The sequence below is a fragment of the Rhodococcus sp. NPDC057297 genome, assembly GCF_042667435.1.
In the GTDB taxonomy this organism is placed as follows: domain Bacteria; phylum Actinomycetota; class Actinomycetes; order Mycobacteriales; family Mycobacteriaceae; genus Rhodococcoides.
This window is the reverse complement of the sequence record NZ_JBHUZE010000002.1, coordinates 467,280-484,257: the sequence shown is the minus strand read 5'-3', so window position 1 is coordinate 484,257 and position 16,978 is coordinate 467,280. Positions and strand designations below refer to the sequence as shown.

The 16,978-nt window shown below is 63.0% G+C and carries 13 protein-coding genes; 6 read left to right on the top strand and 7 right to left on the bottom strand.

Annotated elements, in window-relative coordinates; genetic code table 11:
- Nucleotides 1-20 precede the first annotated feature (20 nt).
- The 6 genes from ACFULT_RS08200 (at nt 21) to ACFULT_RS08175 (ending at nt 8,100) form a co-directional block, all read left to right on the top strand.
- Nucleotides 21-2,054 (top strand): hydantoinase/oxoprolinase family protein, encoded by a 2,034-nt coding sequence (locus ACFULT_RS08200; protein ID WP_378481172.1) that lies wholly within the window; start codon nt 21-23, stop codon nt 2,052-2,054.
- Entirely contained in the window at nt 2,051-3,706 is a 1,656-nt protein-coding gene (locus ACFULT_RS08195; RefSeq protein ID WP_378481171.1) for a hydantoinase B/oxoprolinase family protein, read from the top strand. Before ACFULT_RS08200 ends, ACFULT_RS08195 begins: the two co-directional genes overlap by 4 nt.
- Nucleotides 3,707-3,739: 33 nt before the next feature.
- On the top strand, nt 3,740-5,083 hold the full coding sequence (locus tag ACFULT_RS08190) for an MFS transporter (protein ID WP_378481170.1): 1,344 nt from the start codon (nt 3,740-3,742) through the stop codon (nt 5,081-5,083).
- Nucleotides 5,084-5,300: 217 nt separating this feature from the next.
- Nucleotides 5,301-6,485, top strand: a complete 1,185-nt coding sequence (locus ACFULT_RS08185) for an aspartate aminotransferase family protein (protein WP_378481169.1) — start codon at nt 5,301-5,303, stop codon at nt 6,483-6,485.
- On the top strand, nt 6,482-6,910 hold the full coding sequence (locus ACFULT_RS08180; protein ID WP_378481168.1) for a RidA family protein: 429 nt from the start codon (nt 6,482-6,484) through the stop codon (nt 6,908-6,910). Before ACFULT_RS08185 ends, ACFULT_RS08180 begins: the two co-directional genes overlap by 4 nt.
- Nucleotides 6,907-8,100: an aspartate aminotransferase family protein gene (locus tag ACFULT_RS08175; RefSeq protein WP_378481167.1), complete on the top strand. Its 1,194-nt coding sequence runs from the start codon at nt 6,907-6,909 to the stop codon at nt 8,098-8,100. The genes ACFULT_RS08180 and ACFULT_RS08175 overlap by 4 nt, the downstream gene beginning before the upstream one ends.
- 116 nt (nt 8,101-8,216) lie before the next feature.
- Here ACFULT_RS08175 and hisD read toward each other — a convergent pair whose 3' ends face one another.
- The 7 genes from hisD to ACFULT_RS08140 form a co-directional block, all read right to left on the bottom strand.
- On the bottom strand, nt 8,217-9,578 hold the full coding sequence (hisD, locus tag ACFULT_RS08170; protein ID WP_378481166.1) for a histidinol dehydrogenase: 1,362 nt from the start codon (nt 9,576-9,578) through the stop codon (nt 8,217-8,219).
- Nucleotides 9,579-9,642: 64 nt separating this feature from the next.
- Nucleotides 9,643-10,869 carry an ROK family protein gene (locus tag ACFULT_RS08165; protein WP_378481165.1) on the bottom strand — a complete coding sequence of 409 codons (1,227 nt, stop codon included), beginning with the start codon at nt 10,867-10,869 and terminating at the stop codon, nt 9,643-9,645.
- A complete protein-coding gene (locus ACFULT_RS08160; protein WP_378481164.1) occupies nt 10,869-12,077 on the bottom strand; it encodes an MFS transporter in 1,209 nt (402 codons plus the stop codon). The genes ACFULT_RS08165 and ACFULT_RS08160 overlap by 1 nt, the downstream gene beginning before the upstream one ends.
- Nucleotides 12,078-12,189: 112 nt before the next feature.
- Complete coding sequence (locus tag ACFULT_RS08155) at nt 12,190-12,714, bottom strand: VOC family protein (protein WP_378481163.1); 525 nt, start codon at nt 12,712-12,714, stop codon at nt 12,190-12,192.
- A 125-nt stretch (nt 12,715-12,839) separates the two neighbouring features.
- On the bottom strand, nt 12,840-13,541 hold the full coding sequence (locus ACFULT_RS08150) for a TetR/AcrR family transcriptional regulator (protein WP_378481162.1): 702 nt from the start codon (nt 13,539-13,541) through the stop codon (nt 12,840-12,842).
- 109 nt (nt 13,542-13,650) lie between these two features.
- Nucleotides 13,651-15,180, bottom strand: coding sequence for an NAD-dependent succinate-semialdehyde dehydrogenase (locus tag ACFULT_RS08145; protein ID WP_378481161.1), 1,530 nt, complete (start codon nt 15,178-15,180; stop codon nt 13,651-13,653).
- A gap of 135 nt (nt 15,181-15,315) precedes the next feature.
- Nucleotides 15,316-16,974, bottom strand: coding sequence for a cytochrome P450 (locus ACFULT_RS08140; RefSeq protein WP_378481160.1), 1,659 nt, complete (start codon nt 16,972-16,974; stop codon nt 15,316-15,318).
- Nucleotides 16,975-16,978: the final 4 nt, after the last annotated feature.

Below are 16,978 nucleotides of genomic sequence, written 5' to 3'. Positions count from 1 at the left end.
ACACGAGGTGAAGGAAACCGATGGACTACATTGCAGGAATCGACGTGGGCGGCACATTCACCGATGTGCTGCTCTGCGACCGGTCGACCGGGAATCTTCGTATAGCGAAGGTCTTTTCGACACCAGGGCGGCAGGCCGAAGGACTGCTGGCAGGTCTCAGGCAACTCGAAACCCCGTTCGAGAACCTGTCAGCGGTAGTGCACGGCACGACGGTCGCGACGAATGCCGTACTCGAGCGCAAGGGCGATCGATGCGCCCTCGTCACCACACGCGGGTTCCGTGACATGCTCGAACTCCGGCGTCGTGATCGGCCGACCACCTACGGATTGACCGCTGGATACACCCCGATCGTGCCGCGCAGCCGCTCGTTCGAAATCAACGAACGCATCGACGCGCACGGACGCGTTGTGACGCCGTTAGCCGATGATGACATTCGTGCCCTTGCAACAACTCTCGCCGAATCACGTATCGAAAGCGTCGCGATCTGTCTGCTCAACAGCTATCGAAATCCCGTCCACGAACAGCAGCTCGCGAAGACGCTGAGCGAGCTCCTCGATGGGGTTCCCGTCAGCACCTCTCACGAATTGTGCCCGGAGGTGGGCGAGTTCGAACGTGCGAGCACCACCGCCGCGAATGCGTTCGTCCGCGCAACCATGAGCAACTACCTCGAAAGCGTTCAAGAATCTCTCGAGTCCGACGGGTTCACGCACGAGGTGCAGGTCATGCAGTCCAACGGCGGCCTGATTCCTGCCCGTCGCGCAGGCGAAAAGGCAGTTCGCACACTGCTTTCCGGTCCAGCAGCTGGCACGGTCGGCGCCGCAGCGTTCGGCGCGGCCGCAGGACTACCCGACGTCATCTCGTGCGATATGGGCGGCACCAGCTTCGACGTCGCACTGATCCCCGGGGGCCAACCGGCACTGACGGACGAGAAGAACATCGACTACGGCGTGCCCATCAAGGTCCCCATGATCGACATCACCACAGTTGCTGCCGGAGGCGGTTCGATCGCATCTCTCGATCGAACCGGCATCTTGCAGGTCGGACCGGAAAGCGCCGGTTCGGATCCGGGACCGGCGTGTTACGGCCGCGGAGGAACCCTCCCCACCGTCACCGATGCGAACATCGTGCTGGGACGAATCGCCGCCGAGCAACAGTTGGGAACCGAGTCCGGATTCGTCCTCGACGTCGAGGCAGCCAAGACCGCGATCCGCACAACGATCGCCGAACCACTCGGCCTGAGCGTCACCGACGCGGCACTCGCGATCATCCGCATCGCCAACGAAACCATGGCCGCGGCAATCCGCACCGTCAGTATCGACCGCGGACACGATCCACGTGCTTTCACACTGGTCGGGTTCGGGGGCGCCGGACCGATGCACATCGTCGAACTCGCTGCCACCGTGGGTGCACGCACCGTCCTCATCCCTCCGCATCCCGGCGCATTGAGTGCCTACGGCTGCCTCATCGCCGACGCCAAATACGACTACGTCTTCCCGGTGAACGTCGCCGTCGACGAACCCGACATCCAGAACGCAGTCGAAAGCGCTTTGAGCAGTCACCGAAGCGCCGGCGTCGCCTTGCTCGAGGCCGATGGATTCAGTGGTTCCAGCATTTCCGTCGAGCACATCGCGGAGATGAGCTTCATGAAGCAGCGATACTCCATTCGCGTCCCCCTCAACGGCGACGAAAAGGCCTGGACCACCGATGCTTTGACTGAAGCGTTCTACAGCCACTACGCGACGTCGTTCACGGGGCGCCCACCCGCACGCAACATCAAACTCATCAACCTACGTACCACCGTGACAGGCGCCCGACCCCTGTCGACCGCGATCTCCCCTGCGCAGTCCACCACCGCAAGATCGGCGTTCCGAGAGATCGTCTTCGACGACCTGACGACATCGGTTGAAATCGTCACCCGCGACACCCTGGTACCAGGCCAGCAACTGGAGGGCCCACTCGTGATCGAACAGACAGACACCACCATAGTGCTACCGCCGAAATCATCGGCGACCGTCGCCGATAACCATTCCCTCATCGTGGAGGTGAACCGATGACCACCGTCGACCCCCTGACTCTCGCCGTTGTCCGCGGACGTCTCGAACAGATCGCAGACGAGATGGACACCGTCTTCGAACGCATGGCATTTTCTCCCGTCATCTCCGACGCATGGGACCGCGCAGACGGAATCTATTCGGCCACAGACGGTTCGGTGATCGTTCAGGGCGAACGCGGACTACCGATCTTCGTCGGCACCATGCAGTTCACCGTCGCAAGCGTGCTCGCCTCCGTCAGCGACATCGCCCAGGGCGACACTTACCTGGTCAACGATCCCTTCGCGGGCGGCACCCACATCATGGACACCAAGATGGTCCGGCCGTTCTTCTACCGCGGAGAACTCTTCGCGATGCTCGCCAACACCGGGCACTGGACCGACCTCGGAGGCCGAGTCCCAGGCGGGTTCGGAGCGCAGGCAAGCGATTGCTATCAAGAGGGACTTCGGATCCCGCCCGTGCGATTGTTCACCGATGACACCCTCAACACCGACATTCTCGCGATTCTGCAGACCAATTCACGCCTCCCGGACGACGTGATGGGCGATGTCGACGCTCAAGCGAGTGCCCTGCGTGCGGGCGAAGATCGGCTCACCGAGCTGCTCGACGAATACGGAACCGACGTGGTGCGAGATGTCATCGACACCCTGCGTCGACGATCGGCCGATCAGATGCGTGCGCAGATCCGCGACATCGCCGACGGGTCCTATCGTTTCACCGAAGTCATGGACAACGACGGTATCACCGACCGCGAACTCGAAGTCGCCGTCGAGATCACCGTCGTCGGCGACAAGATGACCGTCGACTTCAGCAGATCGTCGGCGCCGTGCGAAGGTCCAATGAACTCCGTGCATGCCGCAACGGTCTCGAGCTCCGTCGTCGCGATCAAACACATCTTCCCCGACATCCCGATCAACTCCGGCATCTTCGAACCCCTCGAATTCATCATCCCGGAGACGGTGTTCCTCAACGCCAAACCGCCGCGGCCCGTCGCCGGATGCGCGGCAGAGACCAGCCAGCGAATCATCACCGCGGTCATGGGCGCACTCGCCGAAGCTGTGCCCCGTCGAAGCCAAGCCGGCTCCTCCGCGACATCCAACAACCTGTCCATCGGCGGTGTCGACCAAGACGGCGAACCGTTCGTGATGTACGTCTTTCTCGGAGGTGGCTACGGCGCACACCCCGCTGGCGACGGGCTGTCCAACGGCTGCTCGCTCATGAGCATCGGCCTCGTCCAATCGATCGAAATACTCGAACAGCGCTACCCCGTGCAGTTCAACCAATACTCGCTGCGTGACGACTCCTTCGGAACCGGGCAATTCCGCGGAGGACTGGGCGTTCACTTCGAATTCGAATACACGGGTGAGACGGGGCGCATGAGCCTGCTCGGCGACCAAGCCAAGACCGCCCCTGTCGGTCGCGCCGGCGGCAGCAACGGCTCGACGTCAGCACCCTGGTTCCGACTCGACGGACAGACCTCGACACTCCCGATGATCAGCAAGGGCGAAGCCGTCTCCATTCGCAAGGGCGACGTCATCTGCATGCAGACCCCCGGCGGCGGCGGATACGGCGACCCGCACGACAGGCACCCCGATCACGTCACCGCCGACCACGAGAACGGTTACACCTCGCTCGTCGCTCCCGCACCCCGCTAAGGCGATGCCCACACACCCGAAAAGAGACATGCGATGTCCACACCTCACCACGACACGGCTCCTGCCGTGCAGATGCGTCGCGCAGTAACCGGAAGTCTGATCGGTAGCTCGCTGGAGTGGTACGACTACTTCCTCTACGGCGCAGCCTCCGCCCTGGTCTTCAACAAGATCTTCTTCCCATCGTTCGATCCCCTCACCGGAACGCTCCTCGCCTTTCTCACTTTCTCGGTCGGCTTCATCGTCCGGCCCATCGGCGCCGCTGTGGCCGGGCATTTCGGTGACCGCATCGGACGCAAGAAAGTCATGCTTGTCACCATCGTCGCGATGGGCACCTCCACCGTCCTGATCGGTTTGCTGCCCACGTACGCGACAATCGGCGTTGCAGCACCTCTCATGCTTGTACTGATTCGAATCGTTCAGGGACTGGCTCTCGGCGGCGAATGGGGCGGCGGCGCACTGATGATCGCAGAACGCGCACCCGCGCACCGACGCGGATTCCTCACCAGCTTCGTCCAGGTCGGCGCATCCATCGGCAACCTCCTGAGCACCGGCATGTTGTTCGTACTCTCCTCCCTGCTCACCCAGGACGCCTTCCTCAGCTGGGGATGGCGCATTCCCTTCTTGTTCTCGGCAGTGGTGGTATTGGTCGGGCTCTACGTCCGGCTGAAGATGAGCGAGACACCCGCGTTCCACAAACTCGAAGAACACGGCAAGGCCAGCAGCAACCCCGTTCGCGACGTAATCCGCGAACAGCCCTTGGATCTGTTGCGCGTCATGGGAATTCGCGCCGGCGCCGACATCATGTACTACGTCCTGATCACCTTCCTTCTCACCTATATCGCCGACGAGCTCGGCCTGCCCCGCACTGTGGGCCTGCTGGCAGCGATGATCGGTGCCACGATGCAGCTGTTCACCTATCCCCTGTTTGCAGCGATCAGCGACCGATTCGGTCGGCGCCGACTCACCATCATCGGCGCGATCGGTGCCATCGTATGGATGCCGTTCCTGTTTCCCCTCGTCGACACCGGCTCGACTGTCGTCATCATCTTCGCTGTTCTTGCCGGACTCGTGTGGCACTCGGCCATGTACGGCGTGCAGGCTGCATGGATCTGTGAACTCTTCGACGCCAAACACCGCTACAGCGGCGCATCACTGGGATACCAACTTGCGGGCATCGTCGGTGGCAGCCTGGCACCGACGATCGCGATCGGATTGCTCTCCCTTTCCGATTCCACCGTCCCGGTCACGATTTACGTCTGTATCGCACTGGCCATCGTCGCGATCACTGCAATGCTCACGCGAGAAACACGCGGAATCGATCTCAACCCGTCGGTCGACTCGGTGCCGGACGAACTGAACGGCTCCCCCGCGTCCTGACCAACGCGTTCAGACCCGTCCGATATCCGATCATTGTCCGGTTCGGATATCGGACGGCCACTACAAGAGGAATTCAATGTCTGAGTACACCGAAACGCATGAGTTGAAGGCCGAGTGGCTCTCGGTCTACAACGAACGCACACCACGTTCGCGTGCAGCCAATGATGCTGCTGCACAATTTATCCCAACGACGCAACGCAGCCGTTTCAATTCGGCTATGCCCCACCCCATCTACATCGAGCACGGCACTGGCGCACATTTCACCGACATCGACGGCAATACCTTTCTCGACTGCAATGCCGGGTGGAACGCAGCGTTCCTGGGCCGGGCGCACCCGGCGATCACCTCCGCGGTCCACGACGCCATGACCACCCTGGGCGCACCGGGTGGCTCGATGCACCCGTCTCCGAAACGAGACGAATTCGCCAGACTCCTGTGTGCCAGAGTGCCGGGCGCAGAAAAAATGGTGTTCGCGCCGTCTGGATCCGAAGCCAACACCTACGCACTGCGACTCGCCCGGTCCTACACCGGCAAACAGACCGTGATCAGAATGGCCGGCGGATACCACGGCCAACACGACGCACTCCTCGGCGAGCAATCATCGAAAACAGGCACCGCCCCCGCCGCTCAGAACAACATCGTCACAGTCCCGTTCAACGACCTCACCGCCGCGCGCGCTGCGCTCGAGGCACACCACGACACCGTGGCCGCCTTGATCGTCGAACCGATGATGACCATTCCGGGAGCCATACATCAACGAGGTCACTACCTGAAGGATCTACGCACCCTGACAACCGAATTCGACGTCCTGCTGATCTTGGACGAAGTCATCACGGGCTGCCGGTTCGCACAGGGCGGCGCAAGCGAGTACTACGGCTTCGATCCCGCCGACCTCGTCGTGATGGGCAAGATGCTCGGCGGGGGCCTGCCCACCGCCGCCGTGGTCGGGCGAGGTGCAATCCTCGAACAACCCATCAGCGCATCGAACACACACGCACAGAACCCGGTCACCCTCGCCGCCGCGGTCGCCGCTCTGGAACTATCCACCGCCGACGAGTATCGGCGGGTCGCGTCCATGGGTGAGCGACTGCGATCCGGTCTACGAGCGTGCACCGAATCACTGCCGATCCCGGTGCAGATCACGGGTGACGGACCCTGCGCCGGAATACATTTCACCTCTGACGACGTACACGACTACGCCAGCGCAGACGCAGCGAACGATGATCTATGGCGGCTGATGTGCGTCGGTATCACCAACCGCGGTCTCGGTTTGACCAGCCGCACCTTCGGCCCCACGATCGCCTGGACCGACACCGACGTGGACCACGCGCTGGACGTGTTCTCCTCCACTATCGTCGACATCTCGCACGCGGCATCCGCGACGGAGGTCAGCACACGATGACCGACACGAACCGACGCGAGATCAATGCCCCCGACATTCCAGCACCGCGTGGCCACTTCGCGCATGCGGTATCCGTCGAGGGCGCCGGGCCGCCGATCTACATCTCGGGACTGCTCGCACTCGACTCGGACGGCCTGATCGTCGGGCCGAATGATGCAGAGATGCAAACGACCCGGATACTCGACTCGCTGGAATCGATCCTCGCCGCGGCCGGGACCAGTGTCGACCGACTCGTCAAGCTCACCGTCTACGTCACAGACATCGACGATCGCGCCGCCATCAGTGCTCTCCGCCGCACCCGATGGCCGAACATCAAGCCCGCCAGCACCCTCGTCGAAGTCAGCGGACTCGCCGCCGACGGCGCAGTCGTCGAGATCGACGCCATCGCAGCCAGCCCTCAATCGACACCGGAGGCCGTGCGATGACACACGTGCTCCCAGACGGACTGCCCGGCATCGAGTCGACGTTGGCACGCCGCGCCCACCACGTCCTGCCGGGCGGCGTCACCCGGTCCACCGTGTTCGTGCCCCCGCATCCTCCCTATGCCGTCTCCGGGACGGGAGCCGTACTGACAGACAACCTCGGCAACGAACTCATCGACTGCAACAACAACTACACCTCACTGATCCACGGACACAGCCGCCCAGAAGTCGAGACCGCTGCCATCGACGCGATCCGAAACGGATCCGCCTTCGGTTTACCCACCGAAGGCGAAGTGATCTTCGCTGAAACCTTGTTCGAGCGCACGGGATTCGAGAAGTGGCGGTTCTGCAACTCAGGAACCGAAGCAAATCTCATGCTCGCCCGCGCCGCCCGCGCATACACCGGACGGCAGAAGATCGTCCGGTTCACGGGCAGCTACCACGGAACCGGTGACGAATTCGCCAGTACCACGACAGCTGGAATTCCACAGTCGGTATCGAATTCGGTGATCGAGCTTCCCCAAGGCGATATCAATGCTCTCCGTGGGGCTTTCGAACGCCACGGCGACGACATCGCAGTAGTTCTCATCGACCTCATGCCGAACCGAGCGGGACTGACCCCGGCCGACCCCGACTACGTTCGCGATCTCCAGACTGCTGCGCGGAACGCGGGCTCTTTGGTAGCCGTCGACGAAGTGATCAGCTTCAGGCTCGGCTACAGAGGGCTGCATGCGACATATCCGATCGAGCCGGACCTGATGTCTCTGGGCAAGCTCATCGGTGGAGGGTTCCCGGTCGGAGCAATCGGCGGACGCCGGGGTGTCCTCGAATGCTTCGATCCCCGACGAACGAAATCGGTTCTGTGGGGCGGTACGTTCACCGCCAACCCCGTCACCGTGGCGGCAGGTTTGGCCACTCTCGACCTCTACGACGAAGCAGCCGTCTCCGAACTCAATGCACGCGGCGACAAGCTGCGCACCGAGCTGCTCGAAGCAGGTGTGCGCGTCAGAGGGCAAGGCTCACTGATCAGGATCCTCCACGACGACACGGCGGCACTGTGGTGGTCACTCTACGAACGCGGCGTTCTCGCCGGCTCGAACGGGCTCCTATCCCTGTCGACTGCAATAACTGAGCGTCAGCTCGAACACGTCAGAAGTGCAGTCGTGCAGTCATTTTCGATAGATCAAGAGTAAGTCACTCCGAAGCGGTCCGCGAGATGAGATGGCACCGCGGCAGACCACCACGACGCCGCGGTGCCATCGATCGCGTCCAACCGATCTGGTCACAGCAGAGCGGCACGGAACACGTCTTACTCGGCGGACGGGTCAGCCGACAGCTTTGCAGGGTCGAATCGCAGGCGAACGGCTTCACCGTGAGCGGGCAGGTCTTCGGCGTTCGCGAGGGCGATCACGTGACCGGCGACATCTTTCAGCGCAGCTTCGGAGTAGTCGACGACGTGGATGCCGCGCAGGAACGTCTGCACGCTCAGACCGGACGAGTGACGTGCGCAGCCGGCCGTCGGCAACACGTGATTGGATCCGGCACAGTAGTCGCCGAGGCTCACCGGGGACCAGGCGCCTACGAACACCGCACCGGCACTGCGCACCCGCGCAGCCACAGCAGACGCGTCCTCGGTCTGGATCTCGAGGTGCTCGGCCGCGTACGCGTCGACGACGCGCAGACCCTGGTCGATGTCGTCGACCAGCACGATGCCCGACTGCGCACCGGAGAGCGCCGTCGTCACACGCTCGGCGTGCTTGGTGTATTCCAGCTGGGCCGTCAACGCCGCGTCGACCGCGTCCGCGAGTTCGGTGCTCGTGGTCACCAGCACGCTCGCCGCCATCACGTCGTGCTCGGCCTGGCTGATCATGTCGGCCGCTACGTGCACCGCATCGGCCGACGCGTCGGCCAGGATGGCTATTTCGGTCGGGCCGGCCTCGGCGTCGATTCCGACGAGGCCACGGCACAGCCGCTTCGCGGCGGTGACGTAGATGTTGCCCGGACCGGTGATCAGATCGACCGGGGAGAGCTCGCCGCCGTCGGTGTCGGTTCCGCCGTAGGTCAACAGCGCAACACCCTGACCACCGCCGACAGCCCACACCTCGTCCACGCCGAGCAGCTGCGCTGCAGCCAGGATCGTCGGGTGCGGCAGACCACCGAACTCCGCCTGCGGAGGCGATGCGACGACGAGCGAACCCACACCTGCGGTCTGCGCGGGCACGACGTTCATGACGACCGACGACGGGTAGACGGCGTTACCGCCGGGCACATACAGCCCGACACGCTCGACCGGCACCCACCGCTCGGTCACGGTTCCACCGGGAACGACCTCGGTCGTGGTATCCGTGCGACGCTGATCCGCGTGCACTTTCCGCGTGCGTTCGATGGCCACCTCCAGCGCGTCGCGCACCGCCGGATCGAGCTCGTCGAGCGCCTTCACCAGCGCCTCGCCCGGCACACGCACCAGATCGGGGCGGATACCGTCGAACTGCTCGCTGTACTCGAGCGCTGCCGCGACACCACGGTCACGGACCGCGTCGACGACCGGGCGAACATGATGCAGCACCGCATCGACATCCACTCCGCCTCGTGGGAGAGCGCCGCGTAGTTCGGCGGTGGATGGAGTTCGGCCGCGAAGATCCACGCGGGCGAGCTCGAGACGTTCGTTCATCGTGGTGTCCTTTTCGAAGTCGAAGGAAGTGCTCGGAAGTGGCAGCGGTCTCGGAAGATGTTTCCTAGCGATCGGTGAGTTGGCTGCTGGCGGGTCTGCACCATGCTTCCAACGCTTCTGGGGTGCGTAGGTGTGCAAGTGCCACATCGGCTGCCCCGAACAGTGCGCTCTGCGATCCTCGGCTGGCCTCTACGACGGGCACGACCACTGGGTCCCTTCTGATCGTCATGAGACCGTCGCTGTACGCCTGGGTGAACACTTCCGGGCATGTTCGGGTCAGAACTGGTGCCGTCCCGCCCAGTGTCACGACGGCGGGATTGTGCAGGTTGACCAGTGCAGCAACGGATTTCCCTAGAATGGTCGTCACAGACTCGAACGCGGCGCGCTTCGCGTCGACTCGGTGTCGTCGCGAAACCAGAGAGGCCGCAATGTAGTTCACGTATTCGTCGGGTTGCGCCGGTACAGAGTCCCCGCAGAGTTCGGCCAGAGCATATCCGTCGACGGAACTGCCCCAGCATCCGTGTGCGCCGCACTGACACAGGTGGTCGGATCTGCCGAAGGGAAGGTGTCCGTATCCACTGGGGTCGTTTGCGTCGATCACTTCGCCATCGCGGACGAGCGCACCGGTCGCTCCGTCGGCAACGACAAGGTGAAGCACAGTGCCTACGCCTCCTGTGGCCACGCTGCGTGCTTCCGCACGTGCTTCGAGCTCTGTTCTGTTGCAGACGATCAGCGAAAAGTCCTCTTGGACAGCCCTGAAAGGCCCGTTATCCGATCGGATCCAGTCGATGATCGACCGAACTTCAGTACCGGCCGTCGGCCCTGAACGTCGATCGTTGCAGAGTACGACGATCCGGATGCGAGGTCCGTATGTTTGCGCAGCCGCGGTCAGTGCGCCAGCTACTTTGGGCAGGGAGATTTCGAACCTGCTGTCGCCGTCGCCGAATGGATTGTGGAGTGCGCCCTCGATATTCGCGATCGCTATTCTGCATCCGCGTGGTTGCAGGTCGAGCAGTACCGCGACGGGTCCGTTCGGATGGGCGCGCAGTTCGGCTGTCGGACGTCCTCGCCGTCCCTGGGCGACCGGAATCTCAGCCAGCAGCCGCGCCGCGCGCATAGTTGCCAGGAGGTCCGTTGCCGCTCCAGTCGTCAACCCCAGATTTTTGGTCGCGGACGCGCGTGTGGTGCCCGGTGTGCCATGAATGAGGTTCAGCAGTGCGGCGGCAGTGTTCCATCGCGTCGTGGACCGGCGTGGCGCGTGGCCGGCGCCCTGGTCCGACATGTCGGTCATCACCGTCGAGCAGTGGGACTGTTCGCTGCTGCCAGTACGTTCGCGGCGCCGAGGCAGATCGCCATGGCGATGATCGGAAGAACGAAGGCGTTGTTGAGCCCGACGATGTCGGCCAGCCACCCGACGACAGCAGGCCCGGCGAGCACCGCGAGATATCCGGCGCCGACAACTCGGGAGAGGTCCTTTGCGGAGGCGCCGGGAAGGTTGCCGGTAGCGGTGAATACCTGTGGGACACAGCCGGACAGGCCGAGGCCGAGCAGCACCCATCCAGTACATGTGAGCGCCAGAACCGGGGACAGAACGACAACCGCGAGCCCGGCCATGGCGAGCACCGATCCACCGCGAAGCACTACGACAGGACCGACTCTTGCGGCGACCCGATCGACGGTGAATCTGCCGACCGTCATCGCCGAGACGAAACACGCCAACGCCAGGGCGCCTGCGCTGGAGGTCCCCCCGAGATGTTGTTGGGCATGCAGGCTGCTCCAATCCATCGCAGACCCCTCGGTCAGCAGTAGCAGAAACGCCAACGTTCCCAGGAGAATGAGCCGCCACCGCTGGCGCGGTGAACGGTCGGTGTCGCCCAGTGCAGGTACATCGTCGTCGCCATCGGACAGCACCGGGGCGTTGCGTCGGCGAGACAGGGTCCGAGCTGCCGCGACCGTAAGCCCGAGGGAGAGTGCAGCAACGACTACTGCAGTCGCGGTCACTCCGATGTTCAGAGCGAACGCTCCCGCGCCGAGGAGTGCGCCGATCACATTTCCGACCGAGAACATTCCGTGGAACGAGGCCATGATGGGCCGCTGGTAGTCGCGTTCGACCTCGACCGCAGCAGCATTCATACCGACTTCACTGATGCCCACGGCGAAACCGAGCACGAGAGCAGCAACTGCCACGGTCAGCCATGTCGTCAGAACGAGCGGAGGTATCACGGCCACGGACATGACTGCGGCGCCGATCACCGCGACGGGTCCGCTGCCGTAGCGGTCGACCGCATATCCCGTCACTTGCATGCCGAGAACTGCGCCGACACCGAGAACGAGCAGGATGACTCCCATGCTCGACGACGAGGCTCCGATCGTGCCCTTGACCGACGGTAGGTGGGCCGCCCATGTACCGAGTACGAGGCCGAAGGACACGAACACACCGAACACCGCTGTTCGCTCGCGTACAAGTTGTCGCCTGTGCGGGGCAAGCGCAGTTCCCATGACATGGTTCCTTTGTGGTGTGGTGTTCGACGTCGTACCCGGGGAGGACGGAGACACTTCGAGGAGAGTTCCGGTCATCGCGTCGTAGCCGATGGCCGAGTTCAGGGCTCTATCAGGCTGGTGCCCAGCGAGGCAACGCCATGCGGTGCGGGGTTCCCTTCTCGTACGGCATCCCCGGTGCCCACTGGATCAATTCGAGGACGAGGCCCCAATCGGTGCGGAAGTACGCCCACTTGAGTCCGTCCATGTCGTCCTGTTCGCGGATGACGGGCGAGATCGACTCGGTGTCGGCCCGCGCGGTCAGTTCGGCACTGGCAGCATCGATGTCGTCGACATGCATGCACAGGTGCCAACCACCCGGGTCCGCGGGCCTGGGTGCCGCGTTGGGTAGCTCGGCTGAACGGTTGGTGTATTCGAGTAGCTCGAGGTTGAACGAATCTCCGAGAACCAGGTTCGCTTGGCGCAGTGTGCCGGGTTCTGGCCCGGTGTCCCCTGGCCAGATGTAGCCGAAGTCGTCGTAGGGTCCTGCGGTGATGACGACGTCGAAACCGAGTGCGTCGACGAAGAAGTCGACGGCTTGCTCGAGGTTCGGTACCGCCATTCCCAGATGGTCGAACGCTCTCTTGGCTTTGATCATGTTTCCTCCTGATGTGTTGGTGTCGTAATTCAGCGGCAGCAGAGTCAGGTGTAGCTTACGAACGATCGTTAGCTAGAGGTGGGTACGCGCCACGTCACAAACGTCTTGTGCGTGGCAGTGGGTGGTTAAGTTACTGGCGAGGAGAGGATCTGCCGGCTGATCAATAGGGCTTGCTCAGCGCCCGTTTCAACGGAGTCGGCGCTGGTATCGAGGTCGAACCAGCGAGTCGCGCCTTCGAGCAGCGTCATGACCATTTTGACGCGTCGACCGGCGTTCTCGACTCCGAGGTCGTGAGCTGCAGCAATGTACAGCGATTCGTACAACTCCACCCAGTAGTTCACGCGCTCACTAAGCTCTGTGGGAAGTACGTGCGCGGTCCGGTCGGTCGCCACGATGAGATCCCACAGGTTGCTCTCGGGGAGTTCGACCTGACGGATGAAGTGAAAGCGCACCATCGCGTCCCAGAATTCGGATGCGTCGCCCGTCTCGAGGACTGCGTCGACGAGACCACTGCTGAATTGAAGAAAGTGCCACCGCAGTGATTCGGTGATGATTTCGTCCCGCCCACCGGGAAAGTGCGTGTAGATGCTGGGCGCTTTGATGTCGAGTTCTTTGGCGAGCGTGCGCATGCTGACCGATTCCATACCGTGGCGCACACAGAGGTTCAGGAATGCTTCCAGTACACGCCGCTTGGCCGGCGACATCCCATCACGCAGCGTCGGATCGAATTGGCGGCTGAACTCGTCGAGCGCGCGTGCGCGAAAAGACTCCTCGCCCCCAGTAGGCGACGAGACTTCCGGGTAGATGGATGCCTTCTGAACGCTCATCATGCTCATGGTATCGGGCGCACTGCAGGATCGGTCGATGGGGAGCGCACGCAGGTCGAGCGCCCAAGCAACGGACGGTCGGCACACTCCACTCGATTCCGAGTTGCGGTCACCGCGACGTCACCGCAGTGACCTGTGGATCGATCCCGACATATTTGGTTTCGACGTATTCGTCGATTCCTTCATACCCGCCCTCGCGGCCGAATCCAGAATGCTTCATTCCTCCGAAAGGTGCTGCAGCGTTCGAGATAATGCCTTGGTTGATGCCGATCATGCCGAAATCGAGTGCTTCGCTGACCCGGATGGTGCGGCTCGTGCTCGAGGTGTAGGCGTATGCGGCGAGACCGTATTCGGTGTCGTTGGCGCGTGCGATTGCTTCGTCTTCGTTGGTGAACGTGGCGATCGGTGCGACCGGTCCGAAAATTTCTTCTCGCAGCACCGCGCTACCGGGTTGCACATTGGTCAGAACGGTCGGGGTGTAGAAGTAACCAGGCCCATCGACGACCGTGCCGCCGGTAGCGATGTCGGCGCCGCGAGAGGTGGCGTCATCGACGAGTTCGGCGACCTTGCCGCGTTGTTTTGCGTCGATGAGCGGTCCGACTGTGACGCCGTCGTCGATGCCGGGTCCGAGCACCTCCTTGCTCATACGGTCTGCGAGCAGGCGTGCGAACTCCGTTGCGACCGATTCGTGGACGAAGAATCTGTTCGCGGCGGTGCATGCTTCGCCCATGTTGCGCATCTTGGCGAGCATGGCGCCGTCGACGGCGGCATCGAGGTCGGCGTCATCGAACACCAGGAACGGCGCGTTGCCTCCGAGTTCCATGGACACTCGCAGGACCTGGTCTGCGGACTGCCGAATCAGATTCTTCCCCACCGGTGTCGACCCGGTGAAGGTGAGCTTCCGCAGCCGGGGATCGGTGATCAACGGTGTCATGACCGCGCCGCTGGTCTTGGTGGGGATCACGTTCAGCACACCCGCGGGGACGCCTGCTTCACGAAGTAGGTCGGCGAGAGCGAGCATGGTCAGGGGTGTCTGGGAGGCAGGCTTGATGACCATGGTGCATCCGGCTGCGATCGCGGGGCCGATCTTGCGGGTTCCCATCGCGAGCGGGAAATTCCACGGCGTGATCATCAGAGTGGGACCGACCGGCTGGCGCATGGTCAGCAGACGCGTCCGGCCGTCGGGAGCTACGGCCCAACGGCCGTCGATGCGCACCGCCTCCTCGGAGAACCAGCGGAAGAATTCGGCACCATAGGTGACCTCTCCTCGGGCCTGGGCGAGAGGTTTGCCCATCTCGAGAGAGATGAGGGTGGCGAAGTCCTCGGCGCGTTCGGTGAGAAGTTCGAATGCTCGGCGCAGGATTTCTGCCCGTGTGCGTGGAGCGGTGCGTGCCCAACCGCGGGCGGCGGCGGTGGCTGCGTCGAGCGCGAGTGCGCCATCGCGCGCAGTGGCAGAGGCGATGTCGACCAACGTCCGGCCAGTAGCGGGATTTTCCACCGCGAGGGTGCTGGCATCGGAAGAGTCTCGCCAGATTCCACCGACGAAGACTCCGGTGGGAACGCGCCGCAACAATTGCTCGACATCGAGTCCTGCCTGCTGATGTGACGGGTTCGGAGATTCTTGGGTATAGAGGGGCATGGAAATCCTTCGCTGGGCATACCGGGTAATGCTGCAGTCAGGTCGATGAGGGTGGAAACCAGAAGCTCCGAAGTCGCGCTCGGAGAACTGATGTGGGCTGGGCTGTCGTAAATCCGCCCAGCCCACATCGATCGATCAGCTGAGTGTGATCGGCATCTTGTCGTACGCGACGAGACGGTCGGTGATCACTCTCTTCGGCTCTTCAGCCAACGTGACGGTGGAGAACCGTTCGGCGATCATCGTGAAGATGACGTCGATCTCGGCGCGGGCGATCAATTGCCCTGCGCAACTGTGCGTTCCAAGCCCGAAGGTCAAGTTGCGACTTGTCTCGATCGGGCGGTGGTAGTCGAACTCGTGGGGATTGGCGAACACGGCCGGATCGCGGTTGACCGCGCCGATCGGGAACTTGACCATCGAGGTCGCCGGGATGATCGTGCCCGCGATTTCGACATCCTCGGTCGGGAAACGGGTCAGCAGGAGCTCGACTGGGTTCAAACGTGCGATCTCGTTGACGATGCGTTCGCGGGTGTCGGGCTTGTCGCGGAAATCGCGGAGCACGTCGGGGCGTTCGGCGAAGATCTCGAAGCCGGCGCCGACGAGGTAGGCAGGGTTAGGTGCGCCGGACATGTAGAACAGCACCATGTTCTCCAGCACCTCGCGGTCGGTGACCTCACCGCGTGCGGCGGCGGCGAGCATCTCGTCCGCGAGACCGTTGCCGGGGTTGGCTTTCTTTTCCTCGAGCAACGCTGCGGTGGTGTTGAACATGTAGTCGAGGTTTTCGATGGACTTCTCGCGGATGCCCGGTGCCGGGTCCGTTGCTTGGATGAGCATGGCATTCCACAGCGCCCAGAACAGCGGCTCGACCTCGCCGTCGGGGAACCCGAGGACCTGCGCCATCGTGGTGTGCGTCGGCAGCACGCCAAGGTCGTAATGCGCGTCGATGGTCTGTCCCGCTTCGTAGCCGGCGAGGATGTCGTTCATCGATGTGCGGGTAGCTTCGACCCACTGCTTGATCAACTTGGGGGTGAACCACTTAGAGAACAGGCGGCGAGCACGCGTGTGCTCCGGCGGATCGAGCGAGAGCACGGTGTGCCCGAATGCCAACCACGGGTTTTCCTCGACCCAGCCCGGTTCGCGGATGCTCATGTTCGGGGCCTTGACGAACTTCATCGCCTCCTCGTAGCCGAGGACGACGAAGGTACGCTCGTCGGTCTGGTGGACCGGGCCTAGTTCGCGGGCCTTGTCGTACCACGGGTGGGGGTTCTTCTGAAATTCTTTGTCAGCCCACGGGAAGAGGTCGGCTCGGAATTCGGTGGTGGTGGTCGCCGCGCGCTCCGATGTAGGGATGAGGATCGGGAGGGCGTCGTTGTCGGCCCATTCGCGGGCGACCGTCACCGGATCCAGCCCGGTGGTGGCGTCGTGCTTGCCGGTGTTGCCGATCTGTGTTGCGCCGAGTTCGACGAGCAGCGACGAGAGCGTTTTGATGGCGTTGTTGTAGTTGTCGTAGCTACTGTCGCCGAGGCCGAATGCGGCGAAACGCAGTCCGCTCAGATCGGGCCGTTCGGTGTCGAGGGTCTCGTAGAACGGCTCGGAGCCGGCCGGTAGTCCGCCCTCGCCGTAGGTGGAGGTGATGACGACGGCGAGGCGGGTGTCGGCGACGTCACTGGCCTCGAGGTCGCTGAGTTCGCTCAGCTGCGCGTCGACGGCGGCGCTCTTGAGTGCGTCGACGATTTCGTCGCCGACCATTTCGGCGTTACCGGATTCGGTGCCGTACCAAACGTGAACCAGAGTCACGGCG